This is a genomic window from Bordetella genomosp. 8 (assembly GCF_002119685.1).
GTDB lineage: Bacteria > Pseudomonadota > Gammaproteobacteria > Burkholderiales > Burkholderiaceae_B > Bordetella_C.
Genome location: NZ_CP021108.1, coordinates 4359981 through 4383030, shown reverse-complemented (window position 1 = coordinate 4383030; position 23050 = coordinate 4359981). Strand labels below are relative to the sequence as shown.

At 66.8% G+C, this 23050-nt stretch carries 23 protein-coding genes; 6 read left to right on the top strand and 17 right to left on the bottom strand.

All coding sequences use genetic code 11. From position 1 onward, the window contains the following. The first annotated feature begins 49 nt into the window (after positions 1-49). A complete protein-coding gene (locus CAL12_RS19920; protein ID WP_086066210.1) occupies positions 50-946 on the top strand; it encodes a helix-turn-helix transcriptional regulator in 897 nt (298 codons plus the stop codon). Position 947: 1 nt separating this feature from the next. Here CAL12_RS19920 and CAL12_RS19915 read toward each other — a convergent pair whose 3' ends face one another. The 4 genes from CAL12_RS19915 to CAL12_RS19900 form a co-directional block, all read right to left on the bottom strand. Continuing rightward, positions 948-1823, bottom strand: coding sequence for a formate/nitrite transporter family protein (locus CAL12_RS19915; RefSeq protein ID WP_086068003.1), 876 nt, complete (start codon positions 1821-1823; stop codon positions 948-950). Positions 1824-1834: 11 nt separating this feature from the next. Next, positions 1835-2773 carry an SDR family oxidoreductase gene (locus tag CAL12_RS19910; protein WP_086066209.1) on the bottom strand — a complete coding sequence of 313 codons (939 nt, stop codon included), beginning with the start codon at positions 2771-2773 and terminating at the stop codon, positions 1835-1837. A 58-nt stretch (positions 2774-2831) separates the two neighbouring features. Continuing rightward, the gene (locus CAL12_RS19905; RefSeq protein ID WP_086066208.1) at positions 2832-3266 is read right to left on the bottom strand and encodes a low affinity iron permease family protein; all 435 of its coding nucleotides are present in this window, start codon (positions 3264-3266) and stop codon (positions 2832-2834) included. 148 nt (positions 3267-3414) lie between these two features. Further along, positions 3415-4293: a manganese catalase family protein gene (locus CAL12_RS19900; RefSeq protein WP_086066207.1), complete on the bottom strand. Its 879-nt coding sequence runs from the start codon at positions 4291-4293 to the stop codon at positions 3415-3417. A gap of 294 nt (positions 4294-4587) precedes the next feature. On the opposite strand from CAL12_RS19900, the gene CAL12_RS19895 reads away from it, so the two are divergent. Beyond that, positions 4588-5079: a YciE/YciF ferroxidase family protein gene (locus CAL12_RS19895; protein ID WP_086066206.1), complete on the top strand. Its 492-nt coding sequence runs from the start codon at positions 4588-4590 to the stop codon at positions 5077-5079. An 18-nt stretch (positions 5080-5097) separates the two neighbouring features. On the opposite strand, the gene CAL12_RS19890 is transcribed toward CAL12_RS19895, so the two are convergent. From CAL12_RS19890 to CAL12_RS19845, 10 genes are all read right to left on the bottom strand, one after another. Next, positions 5098-5739, bottom strand: a complete 642-nt coding sequence (locus tag CAL12_RS19890) for a DUF1109 domain-containing protein (protein WP_086066205.1) — start codon at positions 5737-5739, stop codon at positions 5098-5100. Further along, positions 5736-6308: a sigma-70 family RNA polymerase sigma factor gene (locus CAL12_RS19885; RefSeq protein ID WP_086066204.1), complete on the bottom strand. Its 573-nt coding sequence runs from the start codon at positions 6306-6308 to the stop codon at positions 5736-5738. The genes CAL12_RS19890 and CAL12_RS19885 overlap by 4 nt, the downstream gene beginning before the upstream one ends. 108 nt (positions 6309-6416) lie before the next feature. Next, complete coding sequence (locus tag CAL12_RS19880; protein ID WP_086066203.1) at positions 6417-7058, bottom strand: DUF1109 domain-containing protein; 642 nt, start codon at positions 7056-7058, stop codon at positions 6417-6419. A 12-nt stretch (positions 7059-7070) separates the two neighbouring features. Next, positions 7071-7598: a DoxX family protein gene (locus CAL12_RS19875; RefSeq protein ID WP_086066202.1), complete on the bottom strand. Its 528-nt coding sequence runs from the start codon at positions 7596-7598 to the stop codon at positions 7071-7073. A gap of 4 nt (positions 7599-7602) precedes the next feature. Further along, positions 7603-8382: an HvfC/BufC N-terminal domain-containing protein gene (locus tag CAL12_RS19870; RefSeq protein WP_086066201.1), complete on the bottom strand. Its 780-nt coding sequence runs from the start codon at positions 8380-8382 to the stop codon at positions 7603-7605. Next, entirely contained in the window at positions 8372-9247 is an 876-nt protein-coding gene (gene bufB, locus CAL12_RS19865) for an MNIO family bufferin maturase (protein ID WP_198298514.1), read from the bottom strand. Before bufB ends, CAL12_RS19870 begins: the two co-directional genes overlap by 11 nt. 98 nt (positions 9248-9345) lie before the next feature. Beyond that, a complete protein-coding gene (locus tag CAL12_RS19860; RefSeq protein WP_086066199.1) occupies positions 9346-9657 on the bottom strand; it encodes a BufA1 family periplasmic bufferin-type metallophore in 312 nt (103 codons plus the stop codon). A 118-nt stretch (positions 9658-9775) separates the two neighbouring features. After that, complete coding sequence (locus CAL12_RS19855; RefSeq protein ID WP_086066198.1) at positions 9776-11980, bottom strand: putative bifunctional diguanylate cyclase/phosphodiesterase; 2205 nt, start codon at positions 11978-11980, stop codon at positions 9776-9778. A gap of 211 nt (positions 11981-12191) precedes the next feature. After that, positions 12192-12944, bottom strand: coding sequence for a LytR/AlgR family response regulator transcription factor (locus CAL12_RS19850; RefSeq protein ID WP_086066197.1), 753 nt, complete (start codon positions 12942-12944; stop codon positions 12192-12194). Then, positions 12929-14089 carry a sensor histidine kinase gene (locus CAL12_RS19845; RefSeq protein WP_232464573.1) on the bottom strand — a complete coding sequence of 387 codons (1161 nt, stop codon included), beginning with the start codon at positions 14087-14089 and terminating at the stop codon, positions 12929-12931. Before CAL12_RS19845 ends, CAL12_RS19850 begins: the two co-directional genes overlap by 16 nt. Before the next feature lie 230 nt (positions 14090-14319). Between CAL12_RS19845 and CAL12_RS19840 the strand changes: the two genes are divergently transcribed. Further along, entirely contained in the window at positions 14320-15909 is a 1590-nt protein-coding gene (locus CAL12_RS19840; RefSeq protein WP_086066195.1) for a DHA2 family efflux MFS transporter permease subunit, read from the top strand. Positions 15910-15974: 65 nt separating this feature from the next. Here CAL12_RS19840 and CAL12_RS19835 read toward each other — a convergent pair whose 3' ends face one another. The 3 genes from CAL12_RS19835 to CAL12_RS19825 form a co-directional block, all read right to left on the bottom strand. Then, entirely contained in the window at positions 15975-16964 is a 990-nt protein-coding gene (locus tag CAL12_RS19835) for a quinone oxidoreductase family protein (protein WP_086068002.1), read from the bottom strand. A gap of 41 nt (positions 16965-17005) precedes the next feature. Continuing rightward, the gene (locus tag CAL12_RS19830) at positions 17006-18436 is read right to left on the bottom strand and encodes an MmgE/PrpD family protein (RefSeq protein WP_157793038.1); all 1431 of its coding nucleotides are present in this window, start codon (positions 18434-18436) and stop codon (positions 17006-17008) included. A 69-nt stretch (positions 18437-18505) separates the two neighbouring features. Further along, complete coding sequence (locus CAL12_RS19825) at positions 18506-19549, bottom strand: Bug family tripartite tricarboxylate transporter substrate binding protein (protein ID WP_086066193.1); 1044 nt, start codon at positions 19547-19549, stop codon at positions 18506-18508. Between the two features lie 109 nt (positions 19550-19658). On the opposite strand from CAL12_RS19825, the gene CAL12_RS19820 reads away from it, so the two are divergent. From CAL12_RS19820 to CAL12_RS19810, 3 genes are all read left to right on the top strand, one after another. Then, positions 19659-20585 (top strand): LysR family transcriptional regulator, encoded by a 927-nt coding sequence (locus CAL12_RS19820; RefSeq protein ID WP_086066192.1) that lies wholly within the window; start codon positions 19659-19661, stop codon positions 20583-20585. Positions 20586-20689: 104 nt separating this feature from the next. Then, the gene (locus tag CAL12_RS19815) at positions 20690-22189 is read left to right on the top strand and encodes an MFS transporter (RefSeq protein WP_232464572.1); all 1500 of its coding nucleotides are present in this window, start codon (positions 20690-20692) and stop codon (positions 22187-22189) included. Next, positions 22189-23049, top strand: a complete 861-nt coding sequence (locus tag CAL12_RS19810) for an alpha/beta fold hydrolase (RefSeq protein WP_086066191.1) — start codon at positions 22189-22191, stop codon at positions 23047-23049. The genes CAL12_RS19815 and CAL12_RS19810 overlap by 1 nt, the downstream gene beginning before the upstream one ends. Position 23050: the final 1 nt, after the last annotated feature.

Genomic DNA, 23050 nt, shown 5'->3' with positions numbered 1-23050 from the left:
GGTTATCCTGGTAAAGTAGTGGTGTTATCAGGGTATAAAAGCTAACCGGATGTCGATCCACAGCACTCTTCTGCGCGCGGCGGTTCTGGGTCCCGAGTCGTCGGGCCCGCCGTCGCGCGCCATCGCACCGAATCAGCTGGGCACGTACCTGAAAGACCGGCGCGCCAGACTGGATCCGGCGGCCTTCGGTTTCCCCGGCGGCCGCCGGCGTACGCCGGGCCTGCGGCGGGAAGAAGTCGCGCAACGCGCGAACATCAGCCCGACCTGGTACACCTGGCTGGAACAGGGCAGGGGCGGCGCGCCTTCCGCGGACGTGCTGGACCGGATCGCCGGCGCGCTGATGTTGACCGATGTCGAGCGCGAGCATCTGTTTCTGCTCGGCCTGGGTCGCCCGCCGGAAGTGCGTTATCGCAAGGACGAGGGCGTGACCCCGCGCCTGCAGCGCGTGCTGGACGCGCTCGATCCGAGTCCGGCGTTGATCCGCACGGCGACCTGGGACGTCGTGGCCTGGAATCGCGGTGCCACGGTAATGCTGACCGATTACGGCGCGCTGCCGCCGGAAGCGCGCAATATCCTGCGCATCGTGTTCCTGGACCCTCGCGCACGCGCGCTGCAGTACGACTGGGAAAGCGTCGCGCGTTTCGTGGTGGCGGCGTTCAGGGTGGATGCCGCGCGCGCGGGGGCTGCCGATGCGGTCGCGCCGCTGGTCGAAGACCTCTGCCGCCAGAGTCCGGAGTTCAAGGCCATGTGGCTGGCCAACGATGTACAGGGGCCGCACGGCGATGCCGTCAAGCACATCAAACACCCGGTGCTGGGCCCGCTCTCGTTCGAATATTCCGTTTTTGCGGTGGATGGCCGGCCGGACCTCGGCATGGTCGTCTACAACCCGGCGACGCCGGCCGACCTGGACCGGATAGCGGCCCTGATCGGACCGAGAGCCGCATGATCTAGCCCTGCCGCCCGGCTCCGCCCTTGCCTTGCTTGCGGTCCTGCAGCTCCGCCGCCACCGCGGCATGGTTGATCATGGCCACCAGCGAAATGCCGCCTATCATGTTGCCGAGCAAGGTCGGCGCGAAGAATCGCAGCAGGAAATCCCCGGGCGAGGCATGGCCCGTCATCACGGCGTACGCGGCCTCGACCGAACCCGCAATGATGTGCGCGAGATGGGCAATGCCGACGATGTAGCTGATGAACAGGATCGTCATCAGCCTGGCCGCGCGGGCGCTGGGCAACAACCAGACCATCAATGCGATCAACCAGCCGGCGAACACCGCCCGCAGCACCGTGGGCCAGAAACGTTCGGGCATCGCTTCGATCGCCAATGCCTGCAGGCTGCGGACGACTTCCGGCTCGAAGACACCGGGCACGAGCAATAGCGCCGCGAATGCGAAGGTGCCTGCCACGTTCGCCGCCAGGACGACGACCCAAAGCCTGAGCGCCAGCATGACGGTGCGGACGTCGCGATTCTCCAGGACGGGCAGCACGACGGTCAGCGTGCTTTCGGTGAACAGCTGCTGCCGCCCCAGGATCACGATGACGAAACCGGTGCAATAGCCCAGTCCGGCGACCAGGTGGCGCCAGGGCGCGTCGGGCATGCCCGCGGCCAGCACCGCCTGCACCAGGAAGGAAAACCCCATGGACAGCCCCGCCGCGAGCGCGGACCACGCCAGCGCCGGCACCGGGCGCCGCAGCGCGTGTTCGCCTTCCTCGCGTACGACTTCGTGGATGACCGGCGCCTGCGGGTTGGCATGCTGCGAAGCCTGCCCTTGCTCGTCGCGCGAAAGATGCGGCGAGTCCGCGCCGGCCTCGTGATGCGTCGCCATGCCGGCGATCTTCAATGTGCCGGGCGGGTGTTGCGCCGCATGGCGTCGTCGGGATCGGCGGAGTTGCTGTCGCCGAAGCCGGTGGTTTCGCCGCTTTCGCCGGGTGCGTACAGGGTGCCTGGATGCGGCTCGGACGGTGCGTTGCGTTGCTGGCGTCCCATCTGCTTCCTGGCCATGCGGTCGGCCAGGCCAGGCAGCAGCTTGAACATGGTGGTATTGATCACCGACATGCTGCCGACCTTGACCTCGCGATCGGGGCTGGTCGCCGCGTTCAGAATGGCGCTGGCCACCTTGTCCACCGGGATCATCGGGGTAGGCAGCTTGGCCACCTGGTCCATGTAATTGGCCGCATGTTCGGGGAAGGGCGTGTCCACGGCCGTCGGCTGGATGAGGGTGACCGACACTGGCGCCTTGTCCGCCTCCAGCTCCATGCGCAATGCATCAGTAAAACCTTTCACCGCGTGCTTGCTGGCGGAGTACATGCCCTGCAGCGGCACGGATGCGTCGGAGACCTCGCTGCCGACGTTGATCAGCGCGCCGCCGTGCGCCTTGAGCAGTGGCAGCGCCGCCAGCGATCCGTGCACCACGCCCCAGAAGTTGATTTGGAACAGCCGCTGGGCGTCTTCTTCCGGCGTTTCGTCCAGCCGGCCGTAGATGGACAGGCCCGCGTTGTTGACCCAGGTGTCGACGCGGCCATACTCGGCCATGGCGGTGCGCGCGACGCGGTCCATGTCCTCGCGTACCGACACGTCGGCTTCCACGGCGATGGCGTCGAAGCCATCCTTCCTGAGTTCGGCGGCAATGTGCTCCAGCGTGCTGCGGCTGCGCGCCGCCATGACCACGCGCGCGCCTTGATGCGCGGCCAGCATGGCGGTGGCCAGTCCGATGCCACTGGAGGCGCCCGTGACCACGATGACCTGTTCCGCGATCGGCTTGAGTTTGAGTGCCATGGCGTTCTCCCGTTTGAATGGCGGGGAGAAGCGCAATCGGCATGCCTTGCGTGCGCGGCTATTTGCCGTGTTGGTGATGATGGCTGGATCGCCTGCGCGAGCGCTTCTCGCGTTCGCCGCGGGTTTTCTCCAATCCGACCTGGAAGGTCTTGGCGGCCGCTTCGCAGCGCGCATGCAGGACGTCGAGTTCCTTGTCCGAGAGCTTCTCTATGCCCATGAACTCGTCTTCCGCGTTGGATGTCCGGATGAGTTCGTCGAGCTTGGTCTGCAAGGCGTGACCATCGCGATTCTGGGTGTTCTGGATCAGGAAGACCATCAGGAAGGTGATGATGGTCGTGCTGGTATTGATGATGAGCTGCCAGGTTTCGGAATAGTGGAAGAGGGGGCCCGTGGCTGCCCAGATGACCACCAGCATAACGCACAGCATGAACGTGTACGGGCTGCCGGCCGCGCGGGCCGTGGCATTGGCGAATTTGGCGAACAAGCGGTCCATGGTCGTCTCCCGAAGTGGCGGCCATGGTAGTGCAAACCAGATGCCTTGTGCTGAGCGGAAGCTTGCACCACGCACAAAAAAACGCGGCCGGGCGTGCTGCCGGCCGCGTTGGCACGATGGTGCTGTGCCGGGTGATGCTCGCTTGCGCCTATCGGGTCGCGTTGCCCGCGCCCAGCTCGGCGCCGGTCTCCGGATTGGACTCCGGATCGGAGGCCGTGCGTGCCACCAGGCCTTGCAGCGCGGTGACTTCGTCCTTCGCCAGTTTCACGCTCGCCATGCCGTCGCCATCCTGCGGACCGGCTTCGGCGGCGGTCGCCACGAACTCGAAGTTTTCGTCGCTGTTCCACGGGCCGCGCATATCGCCTTCGCCTTCCGACATATTGAAGTAGGTGTTGGCGAAGCGCGGGTCGGGGGGCAGCTTGCCCGGCGGGAAATTGGGCTGCATCGAGTACAACGCTTTTTCGAAGGACTTCTGGTGCGATACCTCGCGGGTCATCAGGAAGGTCAGCGCGTCCTTGACGCCGGGATCGTCGGTCACGTTGATGAGGCGCTCGTAGATGATCTTGGCGCGCGATTCCGCCGCGATGTTGGAGCGCAGGTCACACGACGGATCGCCGATCGAGTCGATATAGCCCGCATTCCAGAGTTGCCCGCCGGAGTTGGTCAGCGCCGGGCCGCCGCCGTAGAGCACCTGGGTCACGTGGGAGTCGTTGCCGGCGCCATGCAGCGCGCGGTACATCTCCGCTTCCTGGTCCACGGCTTCGGCCAGTTTGCCCTTCGCACCCTTGTTCAACATCGCGACCAGCGTACCGATGACCTCGAGGTGGCTGAGCTCCTCTGTGGCGATGTCGATGAGCATGTCCTTGCGGCCGGGATCTTCTTCGGCGACATATTGGGTGAAGTAGCGCATCGCGGCCGCGAGTTCGCCCTGAGGCCCGCCGAATTGCTCCAGAAGAAGATTCGCGAGGCCGGGATTGCCACCCGCGACGCGAACCGTGTATTGCAGCCGCTTGTTGTGAGCGAACATAAAACCTCCACGTTGGTCTGTGCCGCGAGCCCGCTGCTCGCGATCGGTGCTGCACAGAGCAACCCCTATACCCGGTCCGCATGCGTGCTCTGCGTTGTTCGCGACGTCAGCTCTGCGCTATGCGCGGTGTGGCCGAAGCCGTGCTCAGCGCTATCGTCGTATCGCCAAGTGGGCATAGGGATTGCATAACGTAGCCGCGAACCAGCGGGTCGCGTGGCATGACGCGAGGCGTCGGCCGAGCCCGGTTCGACACGCAACTCAATCCAATATCCGATCAAGTACAGGAGCACATTCATGGCTGCGAAAACCGTTGAAGATCTCTTTCTGCATGAACTGTCCGACGTCTACAGCGCCGAGAAGCAACTGACCAAGGCGCTGCCGAGGTTGGCGCGAGCCGCGACCCATCCGGACCTGAAGGCCGCGTTCGAGACGCACTTGCAGGAAACGCAGGGCCAGATCGAGCGTATCGATCAGATCGTCGAATCGGCCGGCCTGAAGCTCAAGCGCGTGAAGTGCATGGCCATGGAAGGCCTGGTCGAAGAAGGCAAGGAAATCATCGAAGAGGTCGAAAAGGGCCCGGTGCTCGACGCCGCCCTGATCGGCGCCGCGCAGAAGGTGGAGCACTACGAGATCGCCACCTACGGCACGCTGGCCGCGTTCGCGAAGCAGTTGGGCCATCAGGACGCCATGAAGCTGCTGCTGGAAACGCTGCAGGAAGAAAAGGCGACCGATGAAAAGCTGACGGTGCTGGCGGGCAAGGTCAACGAAACCGCCAAGGGCAAATAGGCGGGAGGACGTGGCGGGCTACCAGCGCAGCAGCCGGGGGCCCAGCAAGGCGCCCAGCAGTGCGGGAATCGCCATGCCCGCCACGTACCAGACCGCCCAGAAAGCCACGCCCATCTCGGGGCAATGCAGGCAGTAGGCGACCGTGGCGATGGCGCTGGCGAGCAGTCCCGCAATCGCGCCGGCCAGGCGCAACCGCGTGGGCGCCAGGCCTTTCATTGCCCAGAACACCGCGAGAAAGGTGGGGACCGACAACAAAGCGATGTTGAACGGGCATTTGCGCCACGTCGCCCCCAGGATCATGGGCAGGCGTTCAGGCGCCGGCGCCATGGCCAAGGCCAGCGCGGCCGCGACCCACAGAACGGCCAACGATATCGCCAGCAACTGCCAGCCACGGCCTGCCGGCATGCCGGGGCGCGACAGGCGCGCGGCCGTCATCAGGGCCGCCGCGGCGACGCATGCGGGAAAGGCCAGTTTTGCCCAGAACAGCGGCGTGACCAGCATTTCGCGGATGTCAGGGCGTATGCCGAAGACCATCGACATCAGCAGCACCGAGCCGAGTCCACCTAGCAGCACCGCCCAGCGATAGCGTCGCGCGAGCGCGCCGCGATCCACGGGCGCCACGTTCGCCGCGAGCAGCGAGATCATGTCATCGGTTTTCATAGCGAGCCTCTTATTTTCGCGGCCAGCGCCTTCAGCCCACGGTGCACGCCCACCTTGACCGCGGACTCGGACAAGCCTGTGAGCTGCGCGGTTTCGGCGACCGACAGCCCCTGTAATTTCACATGCAGGATGGGCAGCCGATGCCGATCCGGTAATTGCGCCAGCAGCTTGTCGACGTCGCGGCGCGCCTGCGTGGCTTCCTCGTCGGATTCCGCGAAGATGTCCTGCTGATCGTCCAGCGGTTCATGGCGTCCTTCGTGCCGGGACCGATGCCGCAGGTAGTCGGCGACCTTGTATCGCGCGATGGCGTGGGTCCATGCGGTCAGCGGCTGATCGGGCAGATAGGTATGGCGGCCATTATGCACGGCGATCAGGATTTCCTGCACGATGTCTTCGATGTCGTCCGGCAGCCGGTATAGCCGCTTGCGCAGGAACGCGCGCAGGTGGCTGCCTAGCGCCTGCAGGAAGGCATGATAGGCCCTGGCGTCGCCATCGAGCCCGGCCAGCAACAGGGCTCTGAGCTTGGCTTCGGCGGACTCCGGCGATCCGTTCTGCGCGGCTGGGTTCATGACGTGGAGACTGTTGCCTGGAAAGTTTGCGTGATTCTACGCGGGAGGTCGAAAAGGCGGGCGGCGGGAGGCTGACGACGTTCGGCGTGCATGGATAAGGGCGGATGGCTACCAACGCAGGTACTGCGGCGCCATGGCGGCGCCGATGCCCGCGGTCACCGCGATGGCAAGGACGTGCCAGACGCTCCAGAAAGACACCGGCATCTCCGGGCAATAAAGCGAATAGACGAGCAGGCCTTGCGCACCGGCCAGCACGCCCGCGCCGGCGCCCGCCGCGACCAGCCGGGTCGGGGCCAGGGTCTTGAGCGCATGCATGGCGGTGGCCAGCGATGGCAAGGACAGCAGCACGACCCAGGCGGTGGTCGTGCGCCAACCGACGCCGACCACCAGTTGCAGGCGATAGTCGGGTGGCGTCGCGGCCTGGAACCCGGCGGCGACCAGCAGCATGGTGGCGATCGGCGCCATCGCCGTCAGCCAGGCCAGCGCGGACGGCGCGCCGGGACGTGCGAGCCTTTCCGTGAGTTTCAGCGCGGCCGCGATGATGGCCAGCGGAAAGGCCAGCCGGATCCAGAACATGGAGGTCAGCAACTGTTCGGGCATATCGCTGCCGAAGCCATAGAGCGCGACGAGCAGCGCCGTGTTGCCGGCCAACCCCGCCATCAACGCACGGTTCAGGGTGCGCGGTACGGCATTGCGGGGGACAGGGGCGAGGTTGCCGGCCAGCCGCGTTACCAGGTCCTGGGTTCGCATGGCGGTTCCGTATCAGGACCGCGGCCGGCGATCGCCGAGCGCATAGTCGATGGAAATGCGGCCGGGCCCCCAGGCGGCGATGCCCAGCGCCATGGCGGCCCAGGTCAGATGCACCGGCCAGCCATCGGGCACGGTCAACTCGATGATGCAGGTCATCAGCAGCAGTCCGATGGCGGCGAAGCGGGTACCCAGGCCCAGCACCAGCAGGACCGGGAACATGACCTCGCCGCACCCGGACAGGAAGGCAAAGACCGCGGGCGCGGGGAAGGGGTAGGGGCCACCGGGCAGGTGCAGCTGGAATTCGTCGGTGAACAGCGTGATGGCGGTGTCGTTCAATTGCAGGAACCCCTGCCATTTGAGGATGCCGGATTTCCAGAAAGGCACGGCCAGGGCAATGCGCAGCAGCAGCTGCACGAGCCAGGGCTGAGCGAACTTCTCGATGCCGCGCCGGACCGCGGCGATCGCCGCGAGCAGGGCGGAAGCACGCCCATGGGCAGGGGGCGTGGCGGGGGCCTGTGGTGTGTCTTGCAGGGCTGCCATGTCGTCAATCTCCGTATTGGATAGCCGTGAATACCCCCGCGTTGATCATCCCCGCCAGATTGGCGGCAAGGTCGAACGCGGGCTCGGCATGGAAAGCGGCCGATGCCGCCAGGCCCAGCGTATTGCCGGCCAGCAGGCTATCGAGGAAAGCCGCGCCGCCGGGCGGCAGGCGGGTCACGATGACGTCGTGGGCGGGACGCGTGATCAGGGCGTCTTCCGGTTCGCTCGAACACAGCGGCGTGATCGGGCCTTCGGCCTTGTTCATGGTGAAGATGGACAGGGCCGGGTAGGGCGACCGCACGATGCGTGTGGCCGGGTGGGGCGCGAAGCGGAGTTCGGCCAGGGATGCCGGGTGGATGGCGGCAAGGCTGTCGGCGGCCAGCGGCGCCGCGTCGGCGGCGTGGTAGGCATCGAGCCAGGCGCGTTCGATACGCGCGGTGTCGGCCAGCCAAGGCATGTCGCGCGCATATTCGTAGGCGGCGATGAAGGCGGGAAAGTCCCGTCCATACTCGAATAGCAGGGGCGAGGCGGGCGGCGCGGCGCGCACGTGGAAGCGCGCCATGGCGCGGAAAAAGTCCACGCCGGTGATGCGCTGGACGGCCGGGTAGATGGCGGCCAGCGCATCGATCAGGCTGACGGTCACGTTGTTGCGGTATACGTTGTAGCGCTTCTCCACACCCTTGCCGGGCCGCGCGATCAGGTCCGCGGGCGGGGCGTAGCCGGGGTCGGTCAAGCCCGGCGCGAAAACGCCGGCATGGTCCGGGGATCGCGGATCAGCCCGCATGGCTGGCCTCCCGGGTGTATGCCGGTGCGTGAACCGACGTGCAATCCGACGCGTGAACCGCCATGATGTCGAGCGCCAGTGCCGCCTGCGATCGCAGCACGGCCCAGGTCGGCAGGTCGCTGTCCCACTCGACCAGCGTGGGGGTGGGGCCGATGCGCCCCAACACCTGGCGATACAGATCCCACACCGCGTCGGCGATGGGCCGGTCATGGCTGTCGATCAGCAGGATTTCGTTTTCGTCGTCGCGTTGTTCATCGTGGCCGGCCAGGTGGATCTCGCCCACGCGATCGAGGGGAAAGCCGTCCAGATAGGCCGTCGCGGAATAACCGTGGTTGGTCGCCGATACGAAGACATTGTTGACGTCCAGCAGCAGGCCGCATCCCGTGCGGTCGGCGACCGCGCGTATGAAGTCCGTCTCGCTCATCGTCGACGACGCGAAGGCCACGTAAGTCGATGGGTTTTCCAGCAGCAGGGGCCGGCGGATCGCATCCTGCACCTGCTCGATGTGCGCGCATACCTGATGCAGCGTCGCCGCGTTGTAGGGCAGCGGCAGCAGGTCGTTGAAGAAGCTGCCGCCATGCGTGGACCAGGCGAGATGCTCGGAGACCAGCAGCGGCTCGTAGCGCGCCACCAGGTCCCGGAAACGCGCCAGATGCGCGAGATCCAGCGGCTCCGGCCCGCCGATGGACATGCACACGCCATGCAGCGACACCGGATGCCGGTCGCGGATGGCGGTCAGCATCCGATGCGGGGGGCCGCCGGCGCCCATGTAGTTCTCGGCATGGACTTCGAAGAAGGCCTGTCGCGGGGCATCGGCGAGGATGGCCTCCAGATGTCCGTGCTTGAAGCTGGTGCCGGCAAGCATGGCACCGCCCTGCGTGGCGGGGCTTTGGGGACGGCCACGCTCGCGCGTCGCCGTCGAACCGGTAAGGGCGTTCATGGCCATCCCCGTTGCGCCTGCGATCAGGACTTGATGGGGGTCAGCGAGCCGTGGCCGCCGCCGGGCACCTGGATGCTGGCGCAGGTGCCGCCCTGCACGAACTTCCACGCGTTGCCCTGGAAGTCCATGGTCGACGTACCCTGGCACGTCGTTCCGGGACCGGCGGCGCAATCGTTCTGGCCCTTCAGGGCGACGCCGTAGCACTTTTCCTTGTGCGCGGCCACGGCGGCGTTGGCCTCGGCCTGCGTCAGCGGCGCGGCGTGGGCGATGGATGCGAAGATGCTGGCGACGGCGGTGGCCAGCATGGCGGACGTAACGGTGGTTTTTGCGGACATTCGAGCTCTCCAGTGGGTTCGATAAGCAGGTATCCGTCGCGGATACATAAGCTAGTTCGCCCGTGCTGGAGAGCCGGTTACAGGGAAGATGAAAAAAACGTCGGCGGAAACGGAGCTGTCAGGCGCAGCGGGCCATGCCGGCGTCCCGCCCGATGCCGTAGGCGCGCGCGAAATCCAGGGCCGGGATCGGCGGGCTGAACAGATAACCCTGGCCTTCGGCGCAGCCCGCCGCCAGGGCGTCGCGCTGCTCGCGGGTCTCCACGCCTTCGGCGATGGCATGGACGTTGAAGGCCCGCGCCATGTCCAGTACCGCCCGCACCACGGACGCGTCGCGTTCGGATTCAAGCATGCCATGGACGAAGGAACGGTCGATCTTCAGCCGGTTCAGCGGATAGCGCTTCAGCACCGCAAGCGAAGCGTAGCCCGTGCCGAAATCGTCGAAGGCGATGGATACGCCTTCGTCGTGCAGGCGGCGCAGCATGTCCAGCACCACGTCGTCGTGATCGAGCGCGATGTTCTCGGTGATTTCCAGTTCCAGCGCATCCGGCGGCAGGCCGTGGCGGTCGAGCGCCTGCAGGACTTCTCGTGCCAGGTCGCCGACGTGGAACTGGGCGCTGAACAGGTTGACGCCCATGCGAAAGCTCCGCGCCCCGGCGTGGCGCCAGCGTGCGGCCTGCGCGCAGGCTTCGTCCAGCACCCAGGCGCCGACCGACGCCGCCAGCGGACCGCCTTCCAGGGCCGGCAGGAAGGCGGCGGGCGCCAGCAGTCCGCGCCGCGGATGGCGCCAGCGGATGAGCGCCTCGGCGCCGACCAGGGCGCCGTCGCTCAGGCGCACCTGTGGCTGGTAGAACAGCACGAACTCGCCATCGGTGACGGCGCGGTGCAGCTCCATGCCATGCAGGCGGCGCGAAGTGGCTTCCATGCGCAGCGCGGGCACGAAGAGATAGGCCTGGCCGCGGCCCACCGATTTGGCCCGCGCCAGGGCCAGGTCGGCATCGCCGATCAGCTCCAGCGCTTCCTGCGCCTGCAGCGGCGCGACCGCCACGCCGCAGCTGGCGCCCAGGTGTACCTGCTGGCCTTCCGCCGTCACCGGCTCGGACAGGGCTGCCACGGCCTTGCTTGCGAGCGCCATCGCCGGCTCGCGGGCGTCGACGTCAGGCAGCAGGATGCCGAATTCGTCGCCGCCCAGCCGGGCGACGGTGGCGCCCGGTCCGGCCAGCGTTTGCAGGCGGCGGCCCGCTTCACGCAGCAACTCGTCCCCGACCGCATGGCCCAGCGTATCGTTGATGTCCTTGAAGTTGTCCAGGTCCAGCATCACCACCGTGGCCGCGCGCGGATGCGTCAGCGTTGCCTCGACCTGGCGGTAGAACTGATTGCGATTGACCAGGCCGGTGAGCAGGTCGGTGTGCGCAAGGCGGCGCAGGCTGTCTTCTTCGTGGTGACGCGCGGTCATGTCCTGCAGATGGGCATTGAAGGTGAGGCGGCCGTTTTCGCGCCAGCAGAACAGCGACAGCCCCAGCAGGAAGCGGCTGCCATCGCGGCGCCGGGCATGCAGCATGTCGGGCATGACCAGGTCTTCGACCGAGCCGGCGGCAAGCGCGCCCCGCACCAGATCGCGAAAGATGGCGGCGCTGTCGTCGGCCAGCAGCGTATCGAACGTCAGGTCCGGCGGCTGAGCATTGCCGCCGCCCGCGTCATATCCATGGAGCGCGGCGGCCGCGGCGTTCCACGAGACGATGCGGCGGTTCTCGTCGAACCATACGACGGCGGTGGGCGAGTCCTTGGCATAGGCGTCGAAAGGCCGACGGGTGGTCTCGGCGGATACCTCGATGCGGCGCAGCTCCAGGCGGTCGGCCGCCATCGTCGCGAGTTCGCGCAAACGCTGGCAGTCGTCCTCCGAAAAATCGTGATGAGGCTTGCCGTCGATGACGCACAGCGCCCCCAGGGCATGGCCTGACGGCGAGCGCAGCGGCACGCCGGCATAGAACCGCACACCGGCGGAGCCGGTGACGAGCGGGTTGTCGTGGAAACGATCGTCCAGGGCCGCGTCCGCCACCACCATGACGTCGTCCTGGTTGATGGCATGGGCACAGAAGGAAACATCGCGCGCCTTGTCGACGTCCTCGGGAATGCCGGTCTGGGCGGCCAGAAAGACGTGATCGCTGCCTATCATGTTGACGGCCGCCACCGGCATGCCGAACATGCGCGCCGCGATCTGCACGACCGGATCGAGGCTGGGCAGGGCACGCTCGCTGCCCAGGCCATATTCGGATAATGCCTGGAGCCTGGCGCCCTCCGCCGCAGGTATCTCGGGGCACTTCATCGGATTCTCCCTTGCCGTCCGCCGGCGCGCGAATCTGCTGCTTTATCTGGCCCTCTGCGGCGGGTCTCAATCACCGCAATTTCCTCTATTTATAACATCCGGTAACAGCGATGTGTAGCAAAGAGTAACCAACTGCCGCTTGTGGGGGCTGGCGAGGCAGGCGCGCGGCGGGGGGGGGCGCGGCGTCGCGGCGAAGATAGCCGGGGGCGACTCAGGGCCGGGCGGCACGGCCGGGCGACTGCGCCGACAGTTCTTTCTTCAGTCGCTCATACGCGGTATTGCCCAGTTCCACAGGCGCGGTCTGCCGTGTGAACTCGACGAACTTGCGGGCGTCGCCGCCGACGCGGGCGACATGATCCAGGTTCAGGATGAGCGACCGCGACGCCTGGAAAAATGGCGGAGCGGGCAGTTGCGGCCGCAGGCCGCTGAGCGTCGCATGAATAAGCTCCGTGGATCCGTCGGCGCAGCACAGCCTGACGTAATCGCCTTGCGCCAGGACCGCCGACAGCATCCTCATGTCTATGCGCCGCAGTCCTTGCCGGGTGCGCGCCAGCAGGTGACCCGGCGACGGCGTGTCGTCCTGGCGTGCGGCGTCCAAGCGCGGGACGGGCCCGGCCGCCTGGCGCAGCCGGGCCAGGGTTTGCGCCAGGCGGGGCGCGTCCACGGGCTTCAGCAGGTAATCGACGGCGGCGACGTCGAAGGCGCGCAGTGCATGGTCCGCATGCGCCGTCACGAAGACGACCGCGGGTGTCTCCTCCAGGGTTTCAAGCACATCGAAACCGGTGCCGCGGGTCAGGTCGATGTCCAGGAAAATGGCATGCGGCTTTTGCATGCGGATGGCGCGTCCGGCTTCGTCGCCGGTGGCCGCCTCGCCGACGATCGCGACGTCGGCATGGGTTTCCAGCAAGCGTCGCAGGTAGCGTCGCGCGGGAGTTTCGTCGTCGACGATCACGACGCGAAGCATGGCTCTCCCGTCATGTAGAGCCGGGCGACGGTGCGATCGGCGCGTTGCACCAGCGAAAAGCGGCTGCGGCCGGGATAGTGCAGGGCCAGGCGCTGGCTCAGGTTGCGCAGCCCCACGCCGTTGGAAGTCTGGGCGGCTTCGGCAGCGACGCGGCTGGCCTGGCCGGCGGGCGCCACGGCGTCGTGCGCCGGCGCAGGAGGCATCCCGCCCGGGATAGCGCCGGAGTCGAAGGGCACGTTCAGCATGCCGGGATTGTCCATCTCCACGATCAGGGCGTCGCCTTCCCGCCACGCCCGCAGATTGATGGAGAAGTGCGGCGTTTCACCGCGCATGCCGTGCTTGATGGCGTTCTCCGCCAGGCCTTGCAGCGTCATATGCGGGATACGGGCGTCCAGGGACGCCGGCTCGACTTCGCAGCGGTATTCGAACCGGTCGCCGAAGCGCAGGGCCTGGATGCCGATATAGGTTTCCAGGGCGGCGACCTCGTCGCGCAGGCGGCAGATGGCGCTGCCGCGCGCGTTTAGCGAGTAACGCAGGTAGGAGGCCAGGCGCCGCGTCATTTCCTCGGCGACGGCGGGGCGGTCGGCGATCTCCGCCACGATGGTGTTCAGGGTATTGAACAGGAAATGCGGCTCGATCTGCAGCTGCAGGTGTTCGAGCTTGAGCTGCAGCGCCCGCGTTTCGGCCTGCATGGTGGACATGCGCTGGGTGCGGGCGTCGAGTTCGGCGCTGACGCCGAAATACACCAGCGTCCAGATGGAAAAAATCCCCAGGTAATAGATGAAACCCATGGAAAAGCCATTGCGCGGCACATAGGTGACGGCGCTGGCGGGGAACAGTCCATGGATCGCATCGGCGATCAAGGCGTTGACGCAGGCGGCCGCCGTGCACAGCAGCGCCGCGATGGCGATGGCCTGCATCTTGCCGGGGCCGGGATGCCGCGCGTGGAAGATGGCGCCGGCGCTGGTGGCCAGGAATCCCAGGCTGTCCAACACCAGCGTCAGGACCAGCGACAAGCCGGCGTGGCCGAAGGCGCCCCAGCGGATGAAGAAGCCGATCGCGGCCAGGCAGAGCCAGCCGATGACCTGGGCGCGCCAGAAACGGGGGCCGGTTTCCCCTGCGCTCAATTTCCGGAAAGTATCCACCGTGTCCGTTTCCAGGAGGTTGTCGGGCGGAGGATCGGGGGGAAGCTACAACTGTGGAACAAATATGGCGTCCGCCGCGCGTGAAGGATAGCTGTCACCCCGCCATGCAACAAGTTTTTCCGCCCGGAGCCGGGTCGATCGGGTCTTTTTGCATGAAACCGCCACGTCATCAGGCTGTGTTCAGCTTCGCGTGAGAACCTACGGTTACGTGTTTACCCCAGGCAGGTCCCATGGCCACCCCGCAAGATCCCACCCCCGCTTCCACTCCAACCTCCACCCCGACCCCCTTGCCTCCGCTGCAGGGCGGCCAGCTCGTGCTGGCGACCCTGGCGGTGGCGCTCGCCACCTTCATGAACGTGCTGGATACGTCTATCGCCAACGTGGCGATACCGACGATCTCCGGCAATCTTGGCGTGTCCGTTGACGAAGGCACCTGGGTGATCACCGTGTTCGCCGCGTCGAACGCCGTCTCCATTCCCTTGACCGGCTGGCTGACCCAGCGGGTGGGGCAGATCCGCCTGTTCGTGGCGTCCATCGTGTTGTTCACGCTGGCGTCCTGGCTGTGCGGCATCGCCCCCAGCCTGCCGGTGCTGCTGTTCGCGCGCGTCCTGCAGGGCGCCGTGGCCGGTCCGCTGATCCCCATGTCGCAGGCGATCCTGTTGGGATCCTATCCCAAGGAGAAGAGCTCCATGGCGCTCGCCCTGTGGGCGATGACGGCTACCGTGGGGCCGATCGCCGGCCCGTCGCTGGGCGGATGGATCACCGACAGCTACAGCTGGTCGTGGATCTTCTACATCAATATCCCGGTCGGGATATTCGCGGCCCTGGTGACGTGGAGCATCTATCGTCGCCGCGAGACGCCGACACGCAAGCTGCCTATCGACCTGGTGGGACTGCTGCTGCTGATCACCTGGGTCGCGGCGCTGCAGATCATGCTGGACAAGGGACGGGACCTGGACTGGTTCAATTCGTCCCTGATCGTCGGGCTGGGCGTCACGGCGGTGGTCAGTTTCACCTTCTTCCTGATTTGGGAATTGACGGAGGACCACCCGATCGTCGACCTGCGCCTGTTCGCGCAGCGTAACTTCAGCGGCGGCACCATCGCGATTTCCATTTCATACGGGGTCTTCTTCGGCAACCTGGTGCTGTTGCCGCAGTGGATGCAGGAGTACCTGAACTACCGGTCCATCGACGCCGGCCTGGCGATCGCGCCGCTGGGCATCTTCGCGCTGGTGCTGTCGCCGATCGTCGGCAGGCTGCTGCCGAAGTCGGACGCGCGCATCATCGCCACCGTCGCCTTCATCTGCTTTGCCGGGGTGTTCTACATGCGGTCGTTCTACGTGACCGACATCGACGTCTGGCACCTGGTGTGGCCCACGCTGCTGCAAGGCATACCGATGGCGCTGTTCTTCGTGCCCCTGACGGCGATCATCCTGTCGGGACAGCCGCCGTCTCGCGTGCCGGCAGCGGCGGGCCTGTCCAACTTCGTGCGGGTATTCTGCGGCGCGGTCGGCACGTCGGTGGCGGGGACGGTGTGGAACAACCGCACCGTCCTGCATCACGAGCGCTTGACCGAGGTGGCCAATTCGACCAATCCTCTTTTCAGCCACGAGATCGAATCGCTGCGTTCGCTGCTGCACCTGGACACGCGGGCGGCGCAGACCTTGTTCGACGTGAACCTGAACGCGCAGGCGGCGATGATGGGGCTGAACGATATCTTCTACGTGTCGGCCCTGATCTTCCTGCTGATCATCCCCCTGATCTGGATCACGCGGCCGGCCAAGGGCGGCGGCGGCGCCGACGCCTCGGCGGCGCATTGACCTCGGCGGGCGGCGTGCGGGGGCGGCGCAGGGTGCCGCGCCCGGCGAACCGGCGTGCCGCCGCCTTATATCCAGGCCACGGCCTTGCCAATCTGTTCGCGGGCCTCGATGCGCGCGTGCCCCTTGGGAATGTCTTCGAACGCATAGCGGTCGGTGATCGCTATCGTCAGGCTGCCGTCCAGGATGGCGTCGAACACCGCGTCGGCGCGCCGCTGCACGGTGGCGGCGTCGGCCATATGGTCGGCCAGCCGCGGCCGCGTCAGGTATAGCGAGCCAGCCTCGCCCAGTTCATAGGGGTCCAGGTCCTTCACCGACCCGGAGACGTTGCCGTAGTTCACGATCAAGCCGCGGGTGCGTGCTGCGCGCATGCTGTCGCGCAGCGTCGCCTTGCCCAGGGAGTCGAACACCACGTCGACCCCGCGTCCGCCGGTCAGCGCCCGCACCTGGTCCGCGAAGCCGCCATCGGCATACGGCAGGGCCTTGTCGGCACCGCGTTGCAGCGCCACGGCACGCTTGTCGTCGGTGCTGGCGGTGGCGTACACGGACGCGCCGATGCGCCTGGCCATCTGGATCAGGATCTGCCCGATGCTGCCGGAGGCCGCATGGACCAGGCAGCTGCCGCCGCGCTCCAGCCGGGCCACGTCGTGGACCAGGTAATGGGCGGTGCATCCCTGGAACATGGCGGATGCCGCCGTATCGAAGCCGATGGCGTCTGGGATGACGGCCGCGAGGCGGGCCGGAATGGCGGCATATTCGGCGAAGCTGCCCCAGGCGATGCACCATGCCACGCGTTGTCCCACGGCGGGGTGCGTCACGCCCGGACCGGTGGCCACCACGACGCCCGCGCCTTCCATGCCCAGCGTGCAGGGGATGCGGACCGGATAGGTGCGCGAGTCCGCGTACTTGCCCTGACGGGTATGGATGTCCATGAAGTTGACGCCCGCGCAGGCGACCTTGACCAGGACTTCCCCCGCCTGTGGAGTGGGGACCGGCGCGTCGTCGCGCATCCGCACGACCTCGGGACCGCCGTAGGTGTCGATGGTGATGGCGCGCATGGTGGTGGTCATGGTGTGGGGGCTCCGTCGTTGGCGTTGGTCTACAGCAGCGCGGTAAGTTCGTCGATGGCGGGAAGCGTGTCAAGCGCGTTGACCAGGCCGGCGATGCGTTGCGCGGATTGCGCCGGCAGGCGGCCGGCCACGTTGGCGAAAAATTTTTCTTCGACTTCCTCGCGCGAAACCGCATTCTCCGGGCTGCCGCGGCGATTCCATACCTCGCGCGACAGCACGGCACCGGCACGGGTCAGCACCCGGACCGTGGCCGCGTGGCGGAAGGCCGGTCCCTTGCTTTCGATCCGCTCGTCCTCGAAAGGATGGATGCGCTGCATGAACGCAATCACCGCCGGGTCGCCGATGCGCGCGTCGTCGTAGTCGGCGACCGTCAGGCTGCCGCGCATGGCCAGCACGGACAGGCCGTAGAACAGGTTCATCTGCGCCGCCGTGACGCTGACGGGGCGGTAGGGCCAGGCGACATGGACGTAGGTCATATGGCCGCAGCCGACCTCGATGCGCTCGACATCGTCCGGACGCAGTCCGTGCGCGGCCTGCAGATCCTTGTAGGCATCCAGCGCGGCATGCATGCTGGTGACGTTGGGGTACATCTTGAAGCCGACCTCGCCGGCTTCCCATTGCGTGCCCAGGCCTTCCGTCAGCCGCTCGTTGCGGGGGGCCGTCGAAAAGCTGCTGAGGAAGCCGCCGTAGTCCGCTTCCAGGATGTTCTCGATACCCGTGAACCCGCGCTGCGCCAGATAGGCGGCATGGACGCCGCCTTGCGCCGCGCGTCCGGCATGCAGGCGCTTGACCATGGCGCCTTCCTGCGCCGCCATCAGGCCCGCCCCCATGGAGCCCGCGACGCCGAGGGCGTGCGTCATAGCGTCCGCGCCCAGGCCGAGCATCCGGCCCGCCGTCGCGGCGGCCACGAAAGTGCCGGTGACGCCCTGCGGGTGGAATCCGTTCAGGAACAGCCGTGTGGTGGCGGCATTGCCGACGCGGGTGCCGACTTCATAGCCGGCGACGATGGCCGCCAGCACTTCCCGGCCGCTCACGCCCGGCAGGGCCTGGGCCAAGGCCAGCGCGACGGGTACGGCCAGCGAGTTGGGATGCAGGATCGACTCCTTGTGGATGTCGTCCATCTCGAAGGCATGGCCCGCGGTGGCGTTGACGAGGACAGCCTGCGACACCGACGTGCGTGCTTCCGGTGCGCCCTGGTGGCCCCACAAGGATGCGACCGGATGGCCGCCTTCCGCCATCACCATGTCGGCGACGTGGCGCGTCCATGGCAGCGTTGCGCCATGCAGGCTTACGCCGATGCCGTCCAGGACGTGCAGGCGTATCTGTTCGACCAGCGCGCGCGGCAGGTCTTCGAACCGCAGGCTGGCGGCGAACGCCGCCAGGCGCCGGGTCGGCGAGGCGCCATCCTGCGGGTTGGCGGCAGCGGCGGGTCGTGTGGAAACGGGCGGGGTGATGTGCATGGGAATCCGTGTGTCCGCGTGGTGTTTGAGCATGGGCCGGTGTGGCGGGATAACGCGGCCTGCCTGGGTTTATTCGGGCTTGATGCCGGCGGCGGCGACTGCCTCGTGCCAGCGAGCCGTTTCCGTCTTGATGAACTGGCCCAGGTCGGCCGGCTTGACGGGCAAGGGGTCGTGCGCCGCCGCGGCGAGCGACGATTCGACGACCCTGGTGCCGGCCGCCTGCCCGAAGGCGGCGGTGAGCTTCTGCACGACCGCCGCCGGCGTTCCGAGCGGCGCCAGGACCGCGTTCCAGGCATACACCTGGAAGCCCGGCACGCCCTGTTCGGCCACGGTGGGGACGTTGGGCAAGCCCGGGTCGCGATCCAGCGTCGACACCGCTATGGCGCGCATCTTGCCCGCCTTGACGAGCGGCAACAGCGATCCGCCGGAATCGAACAGGGTCTGGACTTCACCGCCGATCAATCCATTCAGCGCGGCGGGGGAACCCTTGTACGGCACGTGGAAGGCATCGAGGCCGGTCGCCGACTTCAGCATTTCCATGGCCAGATGGGACGTGATGCCTATCCCGCCGGAGCCGAAGCGCAATTGGCCGGGATGCGCCTTGGCGTATGCCAGCAGTTCCGGCAGCGTCCGCACCGGCAGGTCATTGTTGACGACCAGGAACAGCCGCCCGCGAGCGATCGGAGCGACGGGCACGAAGTCCTTTGCGGTGTCATAGCTCAAATGCGCATAGAGCGAAGGATTGATGACCATCTGCCCCGACGTGCCGAACAGCAGCGTGTAGCCGTCCGGCTCGGCCGCCTTGACGAACTGCGCCGCCACGATGCCGTTCGCGCCCGCCTTGTTGTCGACGATGATGGGTGTGCCCAGGCTCTGCTGCAGTGCCGCGGCGTAGGCACGCGCGATGACGTCGGTGGTCTGGCCGGGCGGAAAACCCACGACGAAGCGGATGGGCCGGGCCGGCCAATTGTCGGCGGCGCGAGCCAGGCCGGGAAGAAACTGCGCGGCCGGGAGCGCCAGTGCGGCAGCCGCCGCCTGCAGGAAAGCGCGCCGCGTGGACGCCGGTTGTTCGTGGGCCGCCGATGCCGGGATGCCGGTCGATTCTTTATTCATGGGATGTCTCCTCTCTGGACCGGAATGCAGTCTAGACACCCACTTTCTGCCTGTCTAATATATTGAGCACCCTTCCGCAATACATGTTTTGTATGGAGCCGCCGCCGCCATGGACCTGCGTCATCTTCGTTATTTCGTCGTCACGGCGGAGGAGTTGCATTTCACCCGCGCGGCGCAGCGCATCGGTATCGCCCAGCCGCCGCTGACGTACCAGATCAAGATGCTGGAACGTGAACTGGGCGTGCGCCTGTTCGATCGGCAGCCCGGCAACGTGCGCCTCACCGAGGCCGGCAGCGTGCTGCTCGAAGATGCGCGCGAAATCCTGGATCGTGTCGGCAAGGCCGCGCTGCGGTGCAAGCAGAGCGCGCAGGGCCTGGTGGGGCGCATAGGCGTCGGTTTTACCGAATCGGCTTCCTTTTGCGCGGAAGTCACCACCGCGCTGCATCGATACCGGGACCGCTATCCCAATGTCGAGATGACCCTGGAGGAAAATCGTTCCGTGCAACTGGTGCAGTCGCTGCGGCAGGGCCGGATCGATATCGCTTTCGTGCGCCTGCCGATAGGCATGGACGATACGGTGCGCTTCCGGTTGATCTCGACGGAGCCCATGGTGGTGGCGTTGCCGCGCAAGCACCGCCTGGCGCGGCGCAAGGCCCTGGGCCTGGAAGAACTGAAAGACGAGCCGTTTCTGCTCTATCCGCGGGCGACGCGGTTCGGCCTGTCCGACATGATCGTCACGGCCTGCGAAGCGCTCGGCTTCAGTCCGAGGATCGTGCAACATGCGCCGCAGATTTCTTCCACCATCAACCTGGTGGCCAGCTCGCTGGGCGTGACGGTGGTGCCCGCATGCATGCGCCACGCGCGCATCGACGACGTCCGCTACGTACCGCTCAAGGAAACGGACTTGCGGGCCACGCTGGGCATCGCGTATCGATCGGGCCCTCTCGCGCCCGCGGTGGCCAATCTGCTGGCCATGGTGCAGACCACGCCTTATGAGGAAGCCGGCCCCGGCAGGCGCTCCGCCGGCAAGACATGATTTTTTGTCATGCGGCACCTGCGTTTATTTGGCTTGCGTCCCCTGCGATGTAGCCGGAATATTCGCCACGCATCACAACAATAACGATTCCGGAGACAGAGCATATGGACACCCACGCCCCCGACGGCGCGGCGCGGGCTGCCGCGCGCCCGCCCACCGCCGAAGCCGCGACACCCCCGTCATCCGCCGCCATGCCGGCCGCCGCATCCCACGACCCCGCCAACGATGAATACGCGCTGCAGGTCGCGGCGCGCCTGGATCGCCTGCCGTATTCGAAGACGGCCAAGCACTTCGTCTTCCTGATCTCGATCGGAGCGATATTCGAGCTGTACGACCTGTTCATGACGGCCTACATCGCGCCGGGACTGGTCAAGAGCGGGCTGTTCGCCACCAGTTCGCTGCACTTCTTCGGCCTGAGCGGCGTCGGCTTTTTCGTGTTCTGCACCTTCGCCGGGATGTTCGTCGGCACCATCTTCTTCGGCTTCATCGCGGACCGCGCGGGCCGCCGCGCGATCTTCACCGTATCGCTGGTGTGGTATTCCCTGGCAACCTTGCTGATGGCCTTCCAGCATACGGCCGGCGGCGTCGACCTGTTCCGCTTCATCGCGTCCATCGGCCTGGGCCTGGAGCAGGTGACCATCGACACCTTCATCCCCGAGCTGGTACCGCCAAATGCGCGTGGACGGGCCTTCGCCCTGTACCAGTTCATCGAGTTCCTGATCGTGCCGGTGGTCGCGTTGCTGGGATGGCTGCTGGTGCCGCTGCAGATATTCGGCCTGGATGGCTGGCGCTGGGTCGCCATCATCGCGTCGGTGGGCGCCTTGGCGGCCTGGTGGTTGCGTCGCGCGCTGCCGGAAAGCCCACGCTGGCTGGCGATGCACGGCCAGCGGGACCGTGCCGAGCGCATCATGCGGCAGATCGAAGCCAGCGCCGAACGCGAGCTGGGACATCCGCTGCCGCCGGCTCAGGTGCCGGCTTCGGCGCGCGTCGAATCCAAGGGACATTTTTCCGAATTGCTGCGGCCACCGCATCGCAAGCGGCTGATCGTCATGTCGGTGTTCAACCTGCTGGCGGTGATCGGCTTCTACGGATTCAGCGCCTGGGTGCCCACGCTGTTGATCGCCAAGGGCGTGGAGATCACCAAGAGCCTGCAGTATGCCTTCATCATTGCCATCGCCAATCCTTTCGGCCCGCTGCTGGGCCTGCTCGTCGCGGACCGCATGGAGCCCAAGTGGCAGATCGTTTGCGCGGGCGTGGGCATCGGCGCGTTCATGGTGCTGTTCGCCATGCAGGTCAGTCCGGCGGCGGTGATCGTGTTCGGCGTGCTGGTCACCTTGTCGAACAACTGGCTCTCGTTTATCTTCCACAGCTACCAGGCGGAGCAGTTTCCGACGCGCCTTCGCGGCCGCGCGGTGGGTTTCGTGTATGGCTGGGGGCGCGCCAGCGCCGCCATCGTGGGGCTGTTGATCGGCTTTTTCCTGGGCGTCGGCGGTACGCCCGGCGTGGCGGCCTTCATGGGCGTCGCCATGGTGCTGATGATCCTGGTCATCGCCATATTCGGCCCGCGCACCTTGCGCCGCCCGCTGGAGGAGATATCGAGCTGATGGATACGCACGACGAAGATCGACGCTGGATGGTGCCGGACGTCGCGCCGCTGATGGTGACGGGCGCCGGCGGCGTGCGGCTTGCGGCCTACGAATGGGGCAATCCGGATGGCAAGGAGATGCTGCTGATACATGGCGTGGCCCAGTGCCACCTGTGCTTCGCGCCGCAGATTGCCAGCGAACTCGCCAGCGAGTTCCGCATCGTGGCCGTTGATCTGCGCGGCCATGGCGCCGCCGACAAGCCGCAGGATGCCGCGGCGTACCAGCATCACAGCCACTGGGCGGACGACATCGCGGCGGTCCTGGAGGCCAAACGCTTGCGGCGGCCCGTGGCCGTCGGCTGGTCCATGGGCGGCCGCGTGCTGCGGCAATACCTGATGCGCCATGGCGACCGCGCGCTGGGCGGCGTCAACTTCGTCGGCTCGCGCGTGATCGAAGACGCACGCGCCGTCGGTCCGGCCACGCCCACGGCGCAGCGCGTGGCGGCGTCGACGGTGTCTCAGGAGGTCGAGCACACGATCGCCTTCCTGGATGCGTGCTACCACCGCCGGCCGGCCCGTAGCCTGTACGAGCGGGCGCTCTGCTACAACGCCATCGTGCCGGTGCCGGTGCGGCGCGCGGCGGCCGCCTGGCACACCGATCCGGTGGAGACCATCCAGGCGCTGCGCCAGGTGCGCGTTCCCGTCCTGGTCACGCAGGGAACGCAGGATGCCGTGGTGCTCCCCGAGGCCGCCCGCATGATCGCGGAGGCCATTCCGCACGCGCGCATATCCTGGTACGAGGACTGCGGGCATTCGCCGTTCCAGGAATTCCCGGACCGGTTCAACCAGGAGTTGGCGGCCTTCGTGCGCGGCGTCTGAG

Excerpts from the sequence above, each read along its gene's own strand:
- CAL12_RS19920 (WP_086066210.1), top strand. The coding sequence starts at position 50 with ATGTCGATCCACAGCACTCTTCTGCGCGCGGCGGTTCTGGGTCCCGAG.
- CAL12_RS19915 (WP_086068003.1), bottom strand. The coding sequence starts at position 1,823 with ATGGCGACGCATCACGAGGCCGGCGCGGACTCGCCGCATCTTTCGCGC.
- CAL12_RS19910 (WP_086066209.1), bottom strand. The coding sequence starts at position 2,773 with ATGGCACTCAAACTCAAGCCGATCGCGGAACAGGTCATCGTGGTCACG.
- CAL12_RS19905 (WP_086066208.1), bottom strand. The coding sequence starts at position 3,266 with ATGGACCGCTTGTTCGCCAAATTCGCCAATGCCACGGCCCGCGCGGCC.
- CAL12_RS19900 (WP_086066207.1), bottom strand. The coding sequence starts at position 4,293 with ATGTTCGCTCACAACAAGCGGCTGCAATACACGGTTCGCGTCGCGGGT.
- CAL12_RS19895 (WP_086066206.1), top strand. The coding sequence starts at position 4,588 with ATGGCTGCGAAAACCGTTGAAGATCTCTTTCTGCATGAACTGTCCGAC.
- CAL12_RS19890 (WP_086066205.1), bottom strand. The coding sequence starts at position 5,739 with ATGAAAACCGATGACATGATCTCGCTGCTCGCGGCGAACGTGGCGCCC.
- CAL12_RS19885 (WP_086066204.1), bottom strand. The coding sequence starts at position 6,308 with ATGAACCCAGCCGCGCAGAACGGATCGCCGGAGTCCGCCGAAGCCAAG.
- CAL12_RS19880 (WP_086066203.1), bottom strand. The coding sequence starts at position 7,058 with ATGCGAACCCAGGACCTGGTAACGCGGCTGGCCGGCAACCTCGCCCCT.
- CAL12_RS19875 (WP_086066202.1), bottom strand. The coding sequence starts at position 7,598 with ATGGCAGCCCTGCAAGACACACCACAGGCCCCCGCCACGCCCCCTGCC.
- CAL12_RS19870 (WP_086066201.1), bottom strand. The coding sequence starts at position 8,382 with ATGCGGGCTGATCCGCGATCCCCGGACCATGCCGGCGTTTTCGCGCCG.
- bufB (WP_198298514.1), bottom strand. The coding sequence starts at position 9,247 with ATGCTTGCCGGCACCAGCTTCAAGCACGGACATCTGGAGGCCATCCTC.
- CAL12_RS19860 (WP_086066199.1), bottom strand. The coding sequence starts at position 9,657 with ATGTCCGCAAAAACCACCGTTACGTCCGCCATGCTGGCCACCGCCGTC.
- CAL12_RS19855 (WP_086066198.1), bottom strand. The coding sequence starts at position 11,980 with ATGAAGTGCCCCGAGATACCTGCGGCGGAGGGCGCCAGGCTCCAGGCA.
- CAL12_RS19850 (WP_086066197.1), bottom strand. The coding sequence starts at position 12,944 with ATGCTTCGCGTCGTGATCGTCGACGACGAAACTCCCGCGCGACGCTAC.
- CAL12_RS19840 (WP_086066195.1), top strand. The coding sequence starts at position 14,320 with ATGGCCACCCCGCAAGATCCCACCCCCGCTTCCACTCCAACCTCCACC.
- CAL12_RS19835 (WP_086068002.1), bottom strand. The coding sequence starts at position 16,964 with ATGCGCGCCATCACCATCGACACCTACGGCGGTCCCGAGGTCGTGCGG.
- CAL12_RS19830 (WP_157793038.1), bottom strand. The coding sequence starts at position 18,436 with ATGCACATCACCCCGCCCGTTTCCACACGACCCGCCGCTGCCGCCAAC.
- CAL12_RS19825 (WP_086066193.1), bottom strand. The coding sequence starts at position 19,549 with ATGAATAAAGAATCGACCGGCATCCCGGCATCGGCGGCCCACGAACAA.
- CAL12_RS19820 (WP_086066192.1), top strand. The coding sequence starts at position 19,659 with ATGGACCTGCGTCATCTTCGTTATTTCGTCGTCACGGCGGAGGAGTTG.
- CAL12_RS19815 (WP_232464572.1), top strand. The coding sequence starts at position 20,690 with ATGGACACCCACGCCCCCGACGGCGCGGCGCGGGCTGCCGCGCGCCCG.
- CAL12_RS19810 (WP_086066191.1), top strand. The coding sequence starts at position 22,189 with ATGGATACGCACGACGAAGATCGACGCTGGATGGTGCCGGACGTCGCG.